Source organism: Nostoc sp., from assembly GCF_036917435.1.
GTDB lineage: Bacteria > Cyanobacteriota > Cyanobacteriia > Cyanobacteriales > Nostocaceae > Nostoc.
Genome location: NZ_JBALDM010000036.1, coordinates 1 through 18,055 on the forward strand (window position 1 = coordinate 1; position 18,055 = coordinate 18,055).

Consider the following 18,055-nt stretch of genomic DNA (forward strand, 5'->3'; position numbering starts at 1 on the left):
TTCAAACTATAATGTTTTCAAGGTTCGGTATCCCTTAAAGCGTCGCTTTTCAACGCTTCGCTTCAGGCACTTATTCAATATACCGAACACATCTCTTCATGTCAACTATTTTTCCAAAATTATTTTGGAATACTTTTTTGTCCCCCTCTAACTCCCCACAATCCAGGGTTCTAGGCAACAATATTAGACTTGGGACTATACTGCCGAAAATTACCTGACTTTGCTTGAGCAGATTTTGTCTTCACTAGAAACCCGCCTTTTTATTGAACTCCTTACAATCCATCCCTACTTGCGGAATTCAGAATCGCAGATCGATGTTTCTTTGAAACGATTGAGCGACCTCTATTTTGGAACTAATTCAAAAGTACTAAGTACACCTAGCAGCTAAAAAGGTTTGTTAGTAATGGAGTCATCAATCTTAAAGGTTGTTTTAGAAGTCGCAAAGTATAGTAATAACTTGCGATCGCAGTATTGACACAAGTAGGTGAGCATCTCAACTTGATAAGCTAGCAAGATAACTACGCCAGCCACCATACTGAGAAATGTTTTGTGCGTCGGTAATCGCATAGGATTCACACAAAAATCCTTTAACCGAAGAACCGTCTTCCAGGTCTAAGGTTCCAATAACCAGGGGTGGCGGGACTGCGGCGACAAAAGTACCAAAGCCTTCTGCACTCAGTTGCCAAACTTCTACTTCAATACCTACGCCAGAATCATCAAGAACTTTTATTAATCCAGGTTTGGCTGGTTGGGTATGGGCAAGGGCATAAAAGCGATAGGCGGGGGCAGTTTTGCAGGTTTTTAGTAAGGTGGCATGGCGTTCTTGCAGTTGATAGTTTAAGGGCTGCCCGGTGAGATGAGCGCCAACAACGGCAATAGTAATCATATTAATAGATACAATTGTCATGGGAAAATCCTTATAGAAGTTGTTTTGCCATAAGTAACGCCCATCTGATGGTGATAGCGGATACCTAATTTACACAGGTCTGCGTCTTGAAAGCTTTGCCCGATTAAAGTAATGCCAGATGGCAAACCATTAGCACGGAAGCCAGAGGGAAGAGCGATCGCACACAAGTCCATTAGGTTGACAAAGTTGGTGTAGTAGCCCAGGTTGGTGTTGAGAGCGATCGCATCAGCTTCTACTTCCGCTTTGGTATAGATAGTCCCCGTGGTAGGTAATGCCAAAATATTGACTTTTTCCCACTGTTGTGCAGCTTGTTGTTTGAGTGCTTCTAAAGCGTAAAAGCTCTTGAAAGTATCTACTGCTGTGTAGCGCAAACCATTACTAATGATTTGGCGGACAACGGGATGAATGGCATCAGCTTGAGTTTCAAAGAAAGATTGAATAGCTGCTAGCCGTTCTGCCACCCAAGCACCGGAATAGAGCAAATTAGCAGCTTGGTGGAAGGGCTGAAAATCGATTTCTACAAGATTCCCGCCGATCGCCTTTAATCTCTGTAATCCTTGCTCATACAAATCTGCTGCGGCTGCATCACCGAAGAACTGCAATTGATCTGCGTTGGGGACTCCAAAGGAAAATGATGATGGAATTGCTGCGGTTTGTGGTGGAATTTGGCGTGAATAACTATCAGTAGGATCAAAGCCACCGGAAACTTGCCAGACGATCGCAGCATCTTGGCAATTCAATGTGAAAATGGAAACGCAATCGAGCGAACGACAGGCAGCCACTACGCCAGACGTACTTAATACACCCCTGGTAGGCTTGAGTCCGACAATGTTGTTAAATGCGGCTGGAACTCGCCCAGAACCGGCTGTATCAGTGCCTAGTGAAAAACTTACCAGCCCCGCCGCGACTGCCACGGCAGAACCAGAACTAGAGCCACCGGAAATATAATCGTCATGGAAAACACTGCTACAGGCTCCATAAGGCGATCGCACTCCCACTAATCCTGTGGCAAACTGATCGAGATTGGTTTTACCGATTAAAATCGCCCCAGCTTGGAGTAAGCGATCAACTACTGTTGCCGTTTTTTCAGGGATATAGCTGTAGGCTGGACAGGCAGCAGTGGTAGGCATTTTTGCCACATCAATGTTATCTTTCACCGCAAAAGGGATGCCGTAGAGAGGTAAGTCATTGAGATTCCTGTCAGCGATCGCTTCAGCTTGAGCGATCGCCTCTGCTTGTGGTAATAAATGAATCCAGACGGCATCGTTTCCCCGTGCAGCAATCCGGCGATAAATTTCCTCAATGACATCCGTTGGTTGCAATTGAGCCGTTCCATAAGCTGTAAGCAGCGATGCAATATCTAGGCTGATCAAGTCTGTCATGATGCTGATCCTCGGACGATCGCTAATATCTGTCCGGCGGTAACAAGTTGGCCTGGTTCGCAGAGGACTTCTACCACGGTTCCTGGATCGTCCGGTAACAGAGTCATTTCCTGCTTCATGGCTTCCAACACGATCGCACCTGTGTTTTCTGTAATGCGATCGCCTGCTTTGATTAACACCTGCCAGACGTTTGCCGTCGTTGGGGCGCTTAGGGCGTAGCAATCATCGGGAATAATGGTTGCATTTGCTGGTGGAAGATCGGCTGCGACGAGGGTACTTTCATCTTCGGTTGTGGCTGTCCAGCGATCGCGTTCTTCTCGAAAAGCAATTCGCTGACGGGTTTGGCATATCGTCGTTTCTTGGGTAATTTCTTGCAAAAACTGTTGATAGTCGCGGAATTTAAATGTGGTTTCTTCAACTTTCAGTTTAAATTTGCCTTCAATAAAATCCTTTCGGTGACGCATTAGTTCCTCATGAGAAACTGGATAAAATCGAATCTGATCGAAGAATCGCAACAGCCAGGGTTTACCATCTTGAAAATCTGCGGTTTGTTTATAGCGATTCCACATTTGTATAGTACGTCCGACAAACTGATAACCGCCTGGTCCCTCCATCCCATAAACGCAGAGATATGCGCCACCAATGCCGACTGCATTCTCAGGAGTCCAGGTACGGGCGGGATTGTATTTTGTAGTGACGAGGCGATGACGCGGATCTAGGGGAACTGCCACTGGCGCACCGAGATAAACATCACCTAAGCCCATTACCAAGTAACTGGCATTAAAGACAATTTCTTTAACTTCTGCAATGCTTCCCAGTCCATTAATCCGCCGAATAAATTCAATATTGCTAGGACACCACGGTGCATCTTTTCGCACCGACTGCATATATTTTTGAATGGCTAGTTGAGTAGATTCATCATCCCAAGACAAAGGTAGATGTAAAATACGGGTTGGCACTTCTAGGTTTGAAATATCTGGGAGATGAGATTCGATATTTTGTAATGCATTAACTAAATTTGATTGCGAAATGACACGGCTATCGTAGTGAATTTGTAGCGATCGCATTCCCGGCGTTAATTCCAAAATCCCATCAATGGGGCGACTTTGCAAATGAGCCATTAACTCATGCACCCGGAAACGCAACTTCAAATCCAGTACCAAATCTCCGTATTCAATCAGCAAGTATTTATCACTAGATTGACGGTAGATAACGGCAACTTGATCATCGGTTGCGGGAATTTCTGCCACAATCGCGTGATTTTCAGAACCGTCAGCCATCACAAGAATCGATTCCCCCACTTCCAGCGTTTGGATTTGCCGATCCGACTGCAATTCTTGCTGTAATGCTTGTTCAAAGGTGAGGCGACGGAACTGAATCGTGTTCCCCGGTTTGAGTTGCCCAATTTTCCAGAGTTCTGCTTCTGCGATCGTGGCAGGGCAGACAAAACCCCCTAAACTTGGCCCATCCAAACCCAGGATAATTGGCATATCTCCGGTAAAATCAACTGTCCCAACGGCATAAGCATTATCGTGAATATTGGAAGGATGTAACCCGGCTTCACCACCATCTTGTCGTGCCCAAGTTGGTTTTGGCCCAATTAACCGAATTCCAGTTCGCGCGGAGTTGTAATGCACTTCCCAATGAGTACTGAAAAAAGTTTCGATATCTTCATCTGTGAAGAAATCCGGCGCACCATGAGGGCCATATAAAACGCCAATTTCCCAATGAGTTGAGTAGGTGGGAATCAATTCGGGGGAAATGGGCTGTGATTTTTGGGACGTGGAGGGATGCAATTTAAGGACATCGCCCACTTGTAAGGCTCTGCCGCCATGTCCACCAAACCCACCGAGGGTAAAGGTTGCTTTACTGCCCAAATAATCGGGGACATCAAATCCACCTTGTATATTAATATATGTGCGGAAACCATTGCCTTGAATACTGCCCAACTGTAGGGTACTCCCTGCTTTTACGGGAACTGCCGTCCAGTAGGGAATGGGCTGTTTATCTAGGGTAGCTTTCATCTGCGCTCCCGTAAGGCAAATTACCGTATCGTAATTGAAGCGCAAAGCGGGGCCAGATAGTGTGCATTCTAATCCTGCTGCGGATTCTGAATTTCCTAAAATCCGGTTCCCTAACCGAAACGCTAAAGAATCCATTGGGCCAGAAGGCGGTACACCAACATTCCAATAGCCCACCCGTCCAGGATAATCTTGAATGGTGGTCATCGTACCTGAAACTAGCACATCAATTGTATTAGGGCGATAGGTAAAGCTATTGGTAAATTTTGTGGTAATATTGCCCTGGCTAAACGTCGAATCAGCAACAATTTGGCGCAGGTATTCCAGGTTGGTTTCAATGCCATCGATGCGACATTGAGCAAGGGAAGTTTGGAGAATAGCGATCGCATCTTCTCTTGATTCCCCATGCACAATTACCTTCGCCAACAATGGATCGTAAAACGGCGACACTTTTGTGCCAGTGGCAATCCAGGTATCACAGCGAATCCCATCCGCAAACTGCACTTGAGTTAACTCACCAGAACTCGGCTGAAAATTTTTATTCGGATCTTCGGCATAAATCCGCACCTGAATCGAATGTCCTCGCTGTTGATATTGGTAGGATTCCAACCCCAGCGACTCTCCCGCCGCTTGACGTACCATCCACTCCACTAAATCCACGCCTGTAATCGCTTCTGTTACCCCATGTTCCACCTGTAGGCGGGTATTCACCTCAAGGAAATAGAACTGTTGGGGATCCACATCATAGATAAACTCAACTGTACCAGCCGATTGATAGCGAATTCCTTGACCGAGTTTAATGGCAGACTCATACAAATGCTGCCGCAAAGCATCACTAATATTTGGTGCAGGGGCTTCTTCAATCACTTTTTGATTGCGCCGTTGCGTTGAACAATCGCGTTCACCGAGGGCAATGACATTTCCCTCACCATCACCAAAGATTTGCACTTCAATGTGTCGCGCCCGTTCGATGTATTTTTCTAAAAATACTCCACTCTGACTAAAGTTATTGCGACTTAACCGTTGGACATTTTCCAATAAGTCGGGCAAAGTGTCTTCACTCCGGCACAACTGCATTCCAATACCGCCACCGCCGGCTGTACTTTTGATCATTACAGGATAGCCAATTTCTGCTGCTGCCTGTTTCACCTGTTGGAAATTATCTAGTAACAAACTACCTGGGAGAAGTGGGACTTTAGCAGCTTGTGCGATCGCTCTTGCTTCATGTTTCAGCCCAAATCGCCGCAGTTGATCGGGTGTGGGGCCAATAAATACAATCCCTGCTTCCGCACAAGCTTCAGCAAACGCTACATTCTCGCTCAAAAAACCATAACCGGGATGAATCGCCTCAGCACCAGTCGTCTGTGCCGCCGCTAAAATCGCCTCCATCCGAAGATAACTTTGCGCGGCAGCAGCATCTCCAACACAGACGGCTTCCCCAGCCGCAGCAACATGGGCTGCGTGGGCATCAGCTTCGGAGTAGACTGCAACTGAGGCAATACCGAGGCGATCGAGGGTGCGAATAATCCGGCAAGCAATTTCACCCCGATTGGCAATCAAAACTTTGTTGAACATCAGCGTTAAATCAATCAACAACTGCACCCTACCACGTCTTTTGCCCCTTACACTGCGTCCCAAACAATTAACCGGATTGGTGTGGGATTATAAGCATTACAAGGATTGTTGATTTGTGGACAGTTAGAAATTAATACCATCACATCCATCTCTGCCTGTAAATCGATGATTTTCCCGGCTTCTGAAATACCATCGACGATTTCCAATGTGCCGTCTTCGCTAACGGGAACATTCATATAGAAATTCACATTGCTGACGAGATCGCGTTTGTTCATCTCGTACTTGCTCAGTTCCAGCAAGTAATTCTCTACACAAGCGTGCAGATGCTTTTTATGTAGCCCATAGCGCACTGAGTTGCTTTCCATACTACATGCTCCACCAAGTGTATCATGTTTGCCACAATCATCACGGGTGACGGTCATCATCACGTTTCCTTCATTGGAAATCAGCTGAGTGCCAGTAGTAATGAAAATATTGCCTTGACGAACAATGGTATCAGGAACGCTATAGCGTTCTGAAGGATCGTAAGCGTTGTAAAATAAGGTATCAACGGCTTGATTACCTAATAGATCGATAATGCGTAAAATTTGCCCTTTTTTGATTACTCTAGACCAGGGTTGACGGGCAGGCAATTGGCGATCGTAAATTGCTTTTGCTGGATCGAGTTCAATGGGTAATGTTGCGACCATAATGAAATTCCTGTTCTATTTTCAGATGCAAACTGCTGTAAGTTACAGATTACAGCCCAACTACTCCTGAGCAAACAACGCATCAGTGTTAATGAAACCACGAATCACTTCTTCGTTTGCAGTGCGGCAGAGATCGTCTGGTGTAGGTGCAGAAGATTTCCAAACGGTAAGCTGAATTGACTTAGGTTTATACACTGTATCGGGGTGTAATACATGGGGACAGTTTGAAATAATCACCAAAACATTCATTTCCGCCCGCAAATCAATAAAACTGCCTGGTTTCTCATTGCCTGCAACATATTCCAAGTCTCCATTGGGATGCACTGCCACCCGGCTAAACAAATTGAGGTTGGGCATTAGGTCTTTTCTGGTTAAACCACACTTACCCAAGGCTTTGAGAAAATTGTTGCGGGAGTTGTTGTAATCGCTTTCGCCATATTTGTTGTAAGGTCCTTCGCCATATTTTGCAATGTTGCTAGCAGCATTGCTACAACCACAAATCAGATCGTGATAACCGCAGGTATCCTCCGTGATGGAAAACAGAATACGCCCCATATCAGAGTAAATTACCATACCCTTTTTTAGGAAAGCGTTAAACTGAATTTTGGCGGTATCTGCTACGTTCAGCCGCTCAATTGAGTTATCTGCGTTGTAGCAAATCATGGAAACACCCTGAGATCCTTCCAAATCAGTCACGCGCAAAGTGTTTCCCCGTTTGATAACGTAATGCCAATACGCTCCACCAGGAAGCTTTTCATCAATTAAAATTAAGCTCGGATCAATTGATCCCAGATTTGGCAGAATAGATGTTTGCACCATAAAATACCCCTGTTAAAGTGACTCTCGGTTAAGGAATAGGCTCAATCTCTGGAATTGAAGAAACTAGGACTTACGCAAAATTGTCTCAAAAACCTGATTTGTCGTAGCGGTAATTCATGAATTACCGCTACTTCAGAACTTTTTTGCGTAAGTCCTGGAAACAACTGACTCAAATAACAAGCCCAGAAGATTAGTAGTACAGTTTTTTAGTAATCCTTGTCACAAATATTATCTCCTTTACTGACTAACCTGCGGAATCTGCCTAAATTCCTGGGGAAAGAAGACGTAATTGGTATGCATGATCAACTCCTCAGCGAAACTGGCGAGTCGTTAAATATAGTTAATGAAGGCTTGCTAGACTCTGCGCTTTCCTTACCTCAAGCAACTTTTTGGGGAGAATATTTACATTAGATAGAAAGCCCAAAACAGAGGGTAAAGTTATTAATCACTTTTATTTATCATTTTGAAAAACAAGAGTATTTGCTCTTATTTGGTTGCAAGCCATAATATTGACCTCATGAGCTCCCAAGGTACCTTGCTGAGAAAAAAATTACCAATTTGATTGGAGGCGATCGCCTCTAAAAACTGGAGAACTGGCTGATGACTAGCGAACCTTGATTGGTTGTCGTTAGTTAAAACAGTCACAAAATCTCCTGAACTGCGCTCACAGCGAGAAGCAGAGAAGGACAGACAGCATTGAATTATCGTGAGTAACAATTATGACTTGGTTAATTAGCACATTAATTATTGGGATATCTGCTGCTTTTGCAACTACCTTTGATGACAATTTATACTTGACAGCTTTCTTCGGAAAAGTCAATCGCAGTTTTCGTCCTAAGCATATTGTTATCGGTGAATTTCTTGGATTCACTGCGTTAGTTTTTGCTAGCCTTCCTGGTTTCTTCGGCGGTCTTCTGATTCCTACCACCTGGATTGGATTACTAGGTTTGCTTCCCGTCGCCATTGGTATTAGTAATCTCATCAGCCGAGAACAGGATGCAGAGACAGTACAAGCGGTGTCAGTTGACTTAACCTCTCCTGTCAAATCTGAACGCCAGAAAAAATCACTATTAGCAACCATCCGCGATCCTCAAACCTACCGCGTTTCTGCTGTCACCGTTGCCAATGGAGGAAACAACATTGGAATCTATGTACCGTTGTTTGCTAGTAGTAATCTTCCAAGTTTGGGTGTAATTCTGTGTGTTTGCTACTTCACGGTTGGGGTGTGGTGCTTACTCTCTTACAACCTGACTCGTAATCCTCTCATGGCTCCCGTTTTAACTCGCTATGGTCGAAAAATATTCCCATTTGTCTTAATTTACCTGGGACTCTCTATCTTAATTAAAAGTGAATCATATCGACTTTTACCTAGTCTGGCAATGCTTTTTAATTAGAGAAAAAACTGCCTTGATTAAACCTTTGCGCTAACCTTTGCGCTCCTTTGCGTTTAAAATTCAACCCTCAATTCGCCATAAATTTACGCAAAGCTGTACTAACGCTACTCTACGAGACGCTGTGCGAACCCTATCGGCATCACAGATGGGTGCTATTCCCCGATCTAACCAAAAAATCACGCGATCGCTTCCCATCCACAAAGAAAGATTTTTTAATCACTTGAATTTATCAATTAGAATCAAAATAATATTTGATCTTATCAATCAATTTATCTAAAGTGAGAATAAAGCAGATTATTAATGGCTCCTATAAAAGCAAGCCTACTACTACTAACGATAAGAAGGAACTAATGAATCAATCAAATTTCAAAAAATTAACTCGGTGGATTGTAACAGCAGTATTTCTGGTACTTGTAGCAGGATTTTCGCTCTTTGACCAGCCCAGCGTTAAAGCTTTAACACTAACACCATCCATACCTACTGAGTCTGAACTAGCTCCAACAATATCTCCAGTGACATCACCAATGGAGACTGTAAGTTCTCCGGTAATATCTCCGGTGACATCACCAATGGAAACTGTAAGTTCCCCGGTAATACCTCCGGTTGTATCCCCAGTAGTGTCTGTAGCAGAAAATGTTAGACATTTATTACAAACCAATGAATGTGTTGGATGTAACCTAACTAGAGCAATGCTCAAGGACGCAAACCTGCAAGCGGCAAACTTAGAGGGTGCTAACTTACAAAATGCAGACTTAGAAAGGGCTAACTTACAGCAAACAAACTTACAAAACGCAAACTTTCAAGGAGCAGATTTAGGTAAGGTAAACCTTTTGGGAGCAAACCTGTTAGGAGCAAACCTATTTGATGCTGACCTAGAAAAAGCCAACCTGTTGGGAGCAAACCTGCAAATGGCTAACCTCCAGGGCGCAGACTTGGAAAATACAAATCTCACAAATGCAAACATCCAGGGGACTAACCTGATGGGGGTTGATTTGGAAGATGCTATCAGACCGGAAGGATTCGTTATTCAGTAAGTGAACTAAAGTTCTCTGTACAAATTTAATAATAAACCTCAAAAGCCTTATTCAGTAATGAATACAGGCTTTTATTTTTAACGGGTTGCACCCATATAATTGTCGGAGTTTGCGATCGCCACAATAGTAGACAAAGGCACTTCGGCAAAATACTGTTGCTGAAATTGTTCTTCTCGGACAGCAGCTAAAAATCTTGCCACTGCTGCATCAGCAAGGTTTTCTGCGCGATCGCTTGGATGCCAAGCAAATTGCAAATAATTGTCTTCTCGTTTGACTGTGAACCCTAAAGCTTTTAAAGCTTTGATTCCGACAATTAAGGTTTGGTCGCTGATGCCAATTTTCTCTAAAAGTTGTACGCGGGTAACTGGTTGATTTGTGCGACTGAGATATTTGGCAATTCCGACAAGAGTCAGCCAAATTTGATTGGGTGGTTGGTGATTGGGTTTAGACCAAGCGATCGCTAATTGTTGTTGATTGTCAAGCGTAGAGGCAAAGCGGCTTGTCATTAGACATCGCCGCAACCATAAGCGTAAACTCTCCCAACTCGTGGGACAATCTTCAAGAATTAGTGGTGAATCTTGAGTTGCGTTAGCTGTAGCTTTTTTTGAGTGTTCTTGATTCCGTAAGTCTAAGATGAGTGGTGTTAGCGGTAGCAGGGCGTTTAGCCCGTTGCGAGTGCTGAGTCCTGAGTTAACAGAAGGACGCACGGCAATTAATCTAATTTCATAACGTTTTTTGAAGGTGTTGTAGTCTAATTCTGCTATACAATCACACCTTCCTATGGGTAATTCATCTTTGTAGTGTCCCCACCATAAGCCCGGAAAAGCAATTTTGCCGGAATCATCCCGAATGTCAAACTCAGTTTTAATGTACTGTACTTTTTTCCCTTGCCAATCCTGCTGATTTCGATGCCAAGCATTCTCAAACTGGCAGTTTTGAATTAATAATTTCGGAACAGGATTACCCATTCCACAAGGTTCTAGTACTTTCAATTCCAAAAACAACTCTTTCCCCAAATCTGCAACTGTTACCGTCAAGTCTGCTTGCACGGTTGGCGTTAGGGTTGTGCTACCTAAAGATTGCCGCAACTGCTGATTAATCGCTGCTGTAAATAAAGGAATATTTTCCACCAATAAACTCAAACCTGCTGCAAAGGGATGTCCACCAAAGCGATGTAACAAATGTGCTTGGTCTTTTACCAATTGGTATAAATCGACAGAATTCACCGAACGGGCGGAACCACGGGCAAGGGGAGTAGGCAGTAGGGAGTAGGGAGTAGGGGGAGAATCTTCTCCACTCCCCACTACTTCGGCTTCGCTCAGTACAAGTTCCGATTCCCCACTCCCTTCTGTACTTAATAAAATAGTCGGGCGGCCTGTTTCTTGCGCTATCTGTCCAGCAACTAAGCCCAATACACCCGCAGGCCACTGGGGATCTTCTAGGACTATGACGCTGGTGGTTGATAAGTCTAATTGAGTAAGTTTTTGTGCTACTTGTGCTTGCACATCTTTTTGCAAAGACTTGCGCCTGGTGTTTGCGAGTTCTGTGACTTCGGCTAGTTCGTTACAACGTTTGGCATCTCGACTGGTTAATAATTCAACACAAAAACTGGCATCACCTTGGATGCGACTGACGGCGTTAATTCTTGGCCCCAAACCAAAGGAAATATCTGTGGGGCGATCGCCATTCTTCTGGCACAATTCTAATAATCGCCCCACCCCCGGACGGCGACGCGCTGCTGGCGGCTGTTGAAAATCTGCTTGCAGTCGTTGAATTCCCAACTGTGCTAAATAACGACAATCTCCAGTTAACTGCACCAAGTCGGCAATTAATCCTACTGCTACTAAATCTAATAAATCTTCTAAGGGATATTTTGCAATATTAGGCAGAGTTTGATGTAATGCCTCGACTAACTTATAAGCTACCGCCACCCCAGAAAGATTAAATAGCTGATGTTCCCTTGAAAAATAACGGGGATTGATAATTGCTGTGACAGGTGGGCGTTCAGTTGGTAAAGTATGATGGTCTGTAACTATTACATCTATGCCTAGCTGTTTGGCGTAGATAATTTCCTCAATATTGGTGCTGCCAGTATCGCAAGTAACAATTAATTTGCAACCTTGGGTTGCTAAATTATCAATCCCTTGATTATTGAGGCCGTGAGATTCTTTCAGGCGATTGGGAATATAGTAAATTAACTGAGTGATTTGTGTAAAAAATTGCCCTAATCCATCCCAAAGTACAGATGTAGCGGTAATCCCATCAGCATCAAAGTCTCCCCAGATGGCAATTTTTTCTTTGGCGTTATATGCTTGTTGCAATCGTGCGATCGCTAAGTGCATTTCTTGCCCAAACTCAAAGGGACTCGCTGGTTGATAAGCTTTGTAGTTAATAAAAGCTGTTAATTGTTGATTATCTTTAATTCCTCTTTTCCACAATAATTGTGCCGCATATATTCCACTTGATGCGGGTGTATATTGTCTCACCGCTTGGATAAACCACTCCGGGGGTTGTTCGGTTGCTGCTATAGTCCACTGCTGTTGTTCTGGCATGATTAAATCGGGGATTGATCCTCAGTTGTTTGAGATTCATTGGACTTGACAAACATCCTTTAAGATATACGGTTGAGTGAGACTTCTTGAATGCTGTCAAAATTTGGCAATGAGTCTTTTACTGCTTCTTCAGGAACTTGTATGCGATCGCACCTTTTAGCAAACTGACAATAATCGCAAGTTTTACTACCCTCCACAACTTGAGGAAACTGCTGGTTATTTTGGTAATCTTCCAGCCAATTAGTTAACTTACTTAACAGTTGATTAAGTTTCTTTGCTATTTGTGCGTGTTGAGCAGTATTGTAATTAAATTTAATATTTTGCGGTTTACCCTCAGATTGGACAAACCAGTAAGTCATAGAAATATTTTCTGGCAAATAGTCGCTAGTTTCCGCCAAAACATACAGATAAAGCCGTGTTTGCCAGTTTGACTCTAACTTGCGTTTATTGGGTGGTTTCGGATAAGTTTTCCAGTCGAGAATTTGCGCTTGTTGGTTATCTGCAATCAATAAATCATAGACAACCGTCAGCAAATAATCCTGAACTTGTAGAGTTCGGTAGTGTTCACTCTCACGGAAAGCTTGATTATCAGATGCAGCCGTTAAAATTTCTGGGGCTGCATCGGCAAAAGCTAGCATCCAGCTTTGCAGTTTAGCATCTGCTTGCAGAAAACTATCAATTGGCAAACCCATTTCTTGCTGCTGCATAAGCAAGTGAAAACGGCTACCCAAAGTTTGCCGTTCTTCTTGTTCTGGATTTGAGGGCGAATTGAGTTTTTCTAAATAAGTATGTTGAAATTTACGCGGACAAGCTTCTAGTAAGTTGAGTTGTCCTTGAGATAGTCGCAGTAGTTGAGTGGGAGTTAACAGCATTCTTCTATTTTAGAAGCGATCGCTTGATATTCAGCCCTTACGAATGAAGTTATGTCCAAATGAAAAAAGCCAGTCTTTGTTTTGGTTATAGCAGCAATTAAGCACTTGACTGGCTATGAAGACAACACTTTTGTCCTACTTGGTTTATGTTAAAACCTGACATACTAATGGTGGTCTTATTTGTTGTATATGTGGGTTTAAATACTCATTTACACGAATAGTCAAATGAGCAAAGTTAGTAATTGTGCTTATAATTACAAATGGTGGTAATATACTACGTAAGCGTCTCATATTCCCTCTTGAGGTAGAAAGCGAGTTGGATATATTGCCTCTATAAATTTATGAAACTAAATGCCTTCCTAAAATAACCCTGACTAGTCCCGATTTTGGCACGAAAAAATCTTGAAGTTGTCACTGATGTATCACTGACTTAGACTTAAAGAAATGACTTATAGTTTAAGTAACTTTTTGAGCGCCACCTATGTCTCAACGGTCTTATCGACTGCGCCAAGAGTGCGTACAACAAGTTAAATCTTCCTATAAACAGCGTTATGCACGCTGGCAAGACTTAGTAAAAGATTTACCAAATAATGCAAAAGTTGGGGAAGATACGGTTCGTAAATTTCTGAATGGTAAAGCTATTTCTCGTGAGAACTTTTGGAACCTTGTGCATAAAAACACTGCGATCACGAAGACCCTACGAAGAAATGAATATCACGAGGGTAACGGGGTTAACCACAGCCCAGTTAGTAACGCTGAAAGCTTTAGGGGCAGTGGAAAATCCAGAATAAAAATAAAAGGTAAAAGGATAAATTTTGCCTTTGTTTCATCCTTTTACCTTTTTTATGTACCTGATGCTTACTTCATGTTAGCCCTTGCATCCTTCACTGCGGCAAAGAAAAAGAATCCGGTGAGTGGAATGCTCAATGCGAGGATAATTGCCGTGGCTTGGAAACCCAAATCCGGCCGTCCGTAACTGAGTTCAAAAATTGAACCGACAGCTGCGATCGCACTTACACAAGAACCACCCAGAAATAAACCGCTTTTTGGAGTTAAATACACTACTAGCCCCCTATACTATTGGTTTCACCGCTTGATACGAGAAGCCATTCTTAGATAGCTCCTGAGCTAAAGTCAAGGAGTTTTCTACACGGTCTACAAATACTACACCGTTGAGGTGATCCATCTCGTGCTGAATGCAGCGTCCTAAAAGGTCGTTAGCCTTTAATGTCCGAAGACGACCGTATTCGTCTTTATAGGCGATTTCCACGACTTCGGGACGCTTTACGTCAAGATATACGTTGGGAATGCTCAAGCATCCTTCTTCGGCAACAGAGATGTCGTGGCTGACTTGTTTAATGATGGGGTTAATCAACACCAAAGGCGGATTAGCTGCATTCTCTGGTTCCAGGTCGATGACAATTAGTTGTTTGTGAATTCCCACTTGCGGGGCAGCCAAACCAATGCCATCTTTGCTATACATAGTTTGCAGCATTTCGCGCACCATTTTGCGAAGTTCGTTATCTACTTTAGAAACCCGTTTTGCAGATTGACGCAGCACGCGATCGCCTAAATAATGAAGCTCCAAAGGTGGATTTTTTAACTTTTTTTTCTCTACAGCAATATCAGAGGGCATGAGTCTCAATGGCTAGATGGTGAAAATTCGTACTATTTTTATTCTATCAAGTTGGGAATTGGGCATTGGGCATTGGGAATTATTAATTACGAATTATTAATTACGAATTATGTTTAAGTCTTTCACGAAACTAGACTATCTACTTAAAGAAACTTTCCTGGGTTTATTGCGGGGAGGTTGGATGAATTGGGCGGCTGTAAGTACTGTTACGGTGTTACTGTTTTTATTTGGTTTAAGCTTGCAAACCTCTTGGCAAGTTGAAAAACTCCTTTATCAGTTCGGTAGCCAGCTAGAAGTATCAGTTTATCTCGAACCGGATGTACGCGCCGAAAATATTCAGCCACTGATTGCCAAAATGCCAGAGGTAGCGGCAATGGAGAGCATTACCAAAGAGCAAGCTTGGACTAAGTTAGTTAAGGAAATGAAAATCTCTGATATTGAGGGCGCTACCCAGCAGCTAGGTGAGAATCCTTTAGTTGATGAGATGAAGGTGAAAGCGCGTAATTCTCAGGTTGTACCAGGTTTAGCAACGCAACTGGCTAAGTTGCCGGGAGTTGAGACGGTGGAATATATCGATGAAGCAGTTAGACGCATTGCCCAACTGCATCGGGGGCTGAAATGGATTACTTTAACAATTACGATTATTTTGACCTTAACAGCGATCGCAGTGACTACAACCACAATTCGGCTGATTGTCATGGCGCGACGACAAGAAATTGAAATTATGCAACTGGTAGGAGCAACTTCTGCATGGATTTACCTGCCGTTTATTTTACAAGGAATTGCTTTTGGTTTAGTTGGTGGTGCGATCGCTTGGAGTTTTATTTCTGTGATTCAACAGTTTATCGCTAAATTGCTAGCCAATCAACCTGAATTTATTCAATTTATCACTAACGGCGTGCAACTCTCTCCAGCCCAAGTTTTACTATTACCCTTAATTCTATTGAGTTTCGGTGCAACTGTAGGATTAATGGGAAGCTTATTTGCAGTCAGACGTTTTGCTAAAAGTTAGTCATTTGTCATTTGTCATTGGTCATTTGTCATTGCCCATTTGATTAGCACTGCTAAGTTGAGATGTAATGCGATGTGCCACTTATTGTTCAAACCCCTCTCCATTCCTCTCCCCGAAAGGTCGAGAGGCTTTGATTCCTGCTCCCCTTCCCTCGTAGGGAAGGGGTTGGGGGTTAGGTCTGAGAGCAAAGTTGCACACGGCGTTATGTAAGTTTAATTTCATATTCATTCAATCCAAAACTTCAGTTGTTCATTTAAAATTTTGAAAATTCCAAAGTTCAAATGACAAAAGACAAAAGACAAAAGACAAAATCTTATGAAATCGCAATGGGAATGTTTTCTGCAAAATCTCGGTGTATGGGAAGGTTCATTTACCAATTTTTCTCCCCAAGGAACGCTTCTCAACGATACTTCTAGCCGTCTTTCCCTAGAAGGTTTGAATAATAATCAGACAGTGCGACTAACTCTGAGCCGTTCGGGAAAGGATGATGTAATCAGAGAATTTATGTCTGTGGGAGGGGGTCTGCTGTTTTTTGAAAATGGTTCATTTTCTGAAGGTTTAATTCAGCTAGGGCCATTTTCCGAATTTGGTGCAGAACTCGCTTTTGTTCATGAAAATCGCCGCTTACGTCTGGTACAACTGTTTGATAAAAACGGTCATCTCAATGGACTAACTCTGATTCGAGAACATTTAGCTGGAACCCCAGCAACAGAACGTCCGCCTTTGCAGATAAATGATTTGTTGGGAGAATGGCGAGGACAAGCAGTGACAATCTATCGAGATTTGCGTTCGTCTGATATTTACTCTACAACTTTGAAAATACAACTTGATGATACTGGGAGATTAATTCAAAGTACCTCTTTTGGCGATGTCTCACGACAAGCCGCTTTGCGTCTACGCACAATTACCTCAACTGCTACCATCAAAGGTTCCATTATTCTCTTTGACCAAGATCCCGAAAAGCAAGTACAAGTATTATTGTTACCTGATGGCGCTTCTGTAACTTCTCCCCTCCAGGTGCTATTACGTCAATCCTTATTCTTAGAAGCGGGTTGGTTAATTCAGCCAAACCTCCGCCAAAGGATGATTCGCAGCTATAACGATAAAGGCGAATGGGTTAGCTTAACATTAGTTACTGAAGAAAAAGTGTAAAAATTTTAGCCCCGCGATGACTTAGGGGTTTCCAAAAAATAAATTGTCCCATCTTGTGGAGTGGGATAATTTATTTGTTGGAAGTCCCTAAGCAGACTTCGGTGAGTTGGAGGGGCGCAATACTTCCGGTAAGTTATCTTGCATTTGATGACGTAGAGAAGTACCGCCGCTAGCGATTAAGATTCGGTCTTCTTGGTGGAAAACTACCATTTCTCCACCAAAAGTCTGCTCAAGATTTGCGGGAGTAAAGACATCGATAGGTTGACCTTGACAAATTAAACCGTGGTTGAAACACAACACCCAAGGTAAATGAGTCGCTACCGAGTTGAGGTCATGGGTGGAGAGGATAATTGTTAAGCCTTGCTGATTCAAATCAGCCAATAGGTGCAATAGTTCGTGTTGAACGTGCAAGTCTGAACTGCTGGTGGGTTCATCTAGAAGAACTATTTCTGGTTCTCCTACTAAAGCACGGGCAATGAAAACCCTTTGCTGTTGCCCACCAGATAGATTACCGATGGGTTGATGGGCAACATGAGCAATCCCAACGCGCTCTAGGAGTTCGCTGGCAATTTGGCGATCGCGCCGCGAAGACCAAGGTAGCATCTTTTGCTTTTGGTAACGCCCCATCATCACTACTTCTAGAGCCGTAACTGGAAAAGTCCAATCTACTGTTTCCACCTGCGGCACATAGCCCACCAAAGGCGGCGCTACTCCTGGTTTTAAGCGCTTCCCTCGACACCAAATTTCTCCACCCCAAGGAGGAACTAGCCCTAAAATCGCTCTGATTAAAGTGCTTTTTCCACTACCAGAAGGCCCTACTAAGCCAGTGAGTTGACCAGGGTAAAGGGTCAAATTAACATCGCTAAACACTGGCTGGGTTTGATAACCACAGGTTAAATTTCTAACTTCAAGTATTGGTTGCATATACAGCAGATTTTAAGTTGTGAAGTACATAAGCGAAGTCTCAAAGTCAGGTATCGGAGTAAATAATTACGAATTACGAATTATTT

16 protein-coding genes are annotated in these 18,055 nt (G+C 43.2%); 5 read left to right on the plus strand and 11 right to left on the minus strand.

Features of this window, described 5'->3' with window-relative positions; genetic code table 11:
- Nucleotides 1–493: 493 nt before the first annotated feature.
- From V7K98_RS16755 to V7K98_RS16775, 5 genes are read right to left on the minus strand one after another with little or no spacing between them, the layout of a single operon-like run.
- The gene (locus V7K98_RS16755) at nucleotides 494–907 is read right to left on the minus strand and encodes an allophanate hydrolase-related protein (RefSeq protein ID WP_335023714.1); all 414 of its coding nucleotides are present in this window, start codon (nucleotides 905–907) and stop codon (nucleotides 494–496) included.
- Nucleotides 904–2,289: an allophanate hydrolase gene (atzF, locus tag V7K98_RS16760; RefSeq protein ID WP_335023716.1), complete on the minus strand. Its 1,386-nt coding sequence runs from the start codon at nucleotides 2,287–2,289 to the stop codon at nucleotides 904–906. Before atzF ends, V7K98_RS16755 begins: the two co-directional genes overlap by 4 nt.
- Nucleotides 2,286–5,885: an urea carboxylase gene (uca, locus tag V7K98_RS16765; RefSeq protein ID WP_335023718.1), complete on the minus strand. Its 3,600-nt coding sequence runs from the start codon at nucleotides 5,883–5,885 to the stop codon at nucleotides 2,286–2,288. The genes atzF and uca overlap by 4 nt, the downstream gene beginning before the upstream one ends.
- A gap of 47 nt (nucleotides 5,886–5,932) precedes the next feature.
- The gene (locus V7K98_RS16770) at nucleotides 5,933–6,574 is read right to left on the minus strand and encodes an urea amidolyase associated protein UAAP2 (protein WP_335023720.1); all 642 of its coding nucleotides are present in this window, start codon (nucleotides 6,572–6,574) and stop codon (nucleotides 5,933–5,935) included.
- 60 nt (nucleotides 6,575–6,634) lie between these two features.
- Nucleotides 6,635–7,393, minus strand: a complete 759-nt coding sequence (locus V7K98_RS16775) for an urea amidolyase associated protein UAAP1 (RefSeq protein ID WP_335023722.1) — start codon at nucleotides 7,391–7,393, stop codon at nucleotides 6,635–6,637.
- Nucleotides 7,394–7,609: 216 nt separating this feature from the next.
- Between V7K98_RS16775 and V7K98_RS16780 the strand changes: the two genes are divergently transcribed.
- Nucleotides 7,610–7,804 carry a hypothetical protein gene (locus V7K98_RS16780; protein ID WP_335023724.1) on the plus strand — a complete coding sequence of 65 codons (195 nt, stop codon included), beginning with the start codon at nucleotides 7,610–7,612 and terminating at the stop codon, nucleotides 7,802–7,804.
- 308 nt (nucleotides 7,805–8,112) lie between these two features.
- On the plus strand, nucleotides 8,113–8,787 hold the full coding sequence (locus V7K98_RS16785) for a cadmium resistance transporter (protein WP_335023726.1): 675 nt from the start codon (nucleotides 8,113–8,115) through the stop codon (nucleotides 8,785–8,787).
- A gap of 355 nt (nucleotides 8,788–9,142) precedes the next feature.
- Here V7K98_RS16785 and V7K98_RS16790 read toward each other — a convergent pair whose 3' ends face one another.
- Nucleotides 9,143–9,445, minus strand: coding sequence for a hypothetical protein (locus V7K98_RS16790; protein ID WP_335023858.1), 303 nt, complete (start codon nucleotides 9,443–9,445; stop codon nucleotides 9,143–9,145).
- Here V7K98_RS16790 and V7K98_RS16795 point away from each other — a divergent pair.
- Nucleotides 9,357–9,821, plus strand: coding sequence for a pentapeptide repeat-containing protein (locus V7K98_RS16795; RefSeq protein ID WP_335023848.1), 465 nt, complete (start codon nucleotides 9,357–9,359; stop codon nucleotides 9,819–9,821). The two genes, V7K98_RS16790 and V7K98_RS16795, sit on opposite strands and share 89 nt — an antisense overlap.
- A 77-nt stretch (nucleotides 9,822–9,898) precedes the next feature.
- Here V7K98_RS16795 and V7K98_RS16800 read toward each other — a convergent pair whose 3' ends face one another.
- The 4 genes from V7K98_RS16800 to def form a co-directional block, all read right to left on the minus strand.
- Nucleotides 9,899–12,373: a single-stranded-DNA-specific exonuclease RecJ gene (locus V7K98_RS16800; RefSeq protein ID WP_335023728.1), complete on the minus strand. Its 2,475-nt coding sequence runs from the start codon at nucleotides 12,371–12,373 to the stop codon at nucleotides 9,899–9,901.
- A 59-nt stretch (nucleotides 12,374–12,432) separates the two neighbouring features.
- On the minus strand, nucleotides 12,433–13,245 hold the full coding sequence (locus V7K98_RS16805) for a PD-(D/E)XK nuclease family protein (RefSeq protein WP_335023730.1): 813 nt from the start codon (nucleotides 13,243–13,245) through the stop codon (nucleotides 12,433–12,435).
- A gap of 858 nt (nucleotides 13,246–14,103) precedes the next feature.
- The gene (locus tag V7K98_RS16810) at nucleotides 14,104–14,307 is read right to left on the minus strand and encodes a hypothetical protein (protein WP_335023732.1); all 204 of its coding nucleotides are present in this window, start codon (nucleotides 14,305–14,307) and stop codon (nucleotides 14,104–14,106) included.
- Between the two features lie 10 nt (nucleotides 14,308–14,317).
- Nucleotides 14,318–14,881, minus strand: a complete 564-nt coding sequence (def, locus tag V7K98_RS16815) for a peptide deformylase (protein ID WP_335023734.1) — start codon at nucleotides 14,879–14,881, stop codon at nucleotides 14,318–14,320.
- Between the two features lie 109 nt (nucleotides 14,882–14,990).
- Here def and V7K98_RS16820 point away from each other — a divergent pair, with 109 nt between their 5' ends.
- Both V7K98_RS16820 and V7K98_RS16825 read left to right on the plus strand, forming a co-directional pair.
- On the plus strand, nucleotides 14,991–15,893 hold the full coding sequence (locus tag V7K98_RS16820; RefSeq protein ID WP_335023736.1) for a cell division protein FtsX: 903 nt from the start codon (nucleotides 14,991–14,993) through the stop codon (nucleotides 15,891–15,893).
- Nucleotides 15,894–16,208: 315 nt separating this feature from the next.
- Nucleotides 16,209–17,045 carry a DUF3598 family protein gene (locus V7K98_RS16825; protein ID WP_335023738.1) on the plus strand — a complete coding sequence of 279 codons (837 nt, stop codon included), beginning with the start codon at nucleotides 16,209–16,211 and terminating at the stop codon, nucleotides 17,043–17,045.
- Nucleotides 17,046–17,132: 87 nt separating this feature from the next.
- On the opposite strand, the gene V7K98_RS16830 is transcribed toward V7K98_RS16825, so the two are convergent.
- A complete protein-coding gene (locus V7K98_RS16830; RefSeq protein ID WP_335023740.1) occupies nucleotides 17,133–17,969 on the minus strand; it encodes a metal ABC transporter ATP-binding protein in 837 nt (278 codons plus the stop codon).
- Between the last annotated feature and the right edge of the window lie 86 nt (nucleotides 17,970–18,055).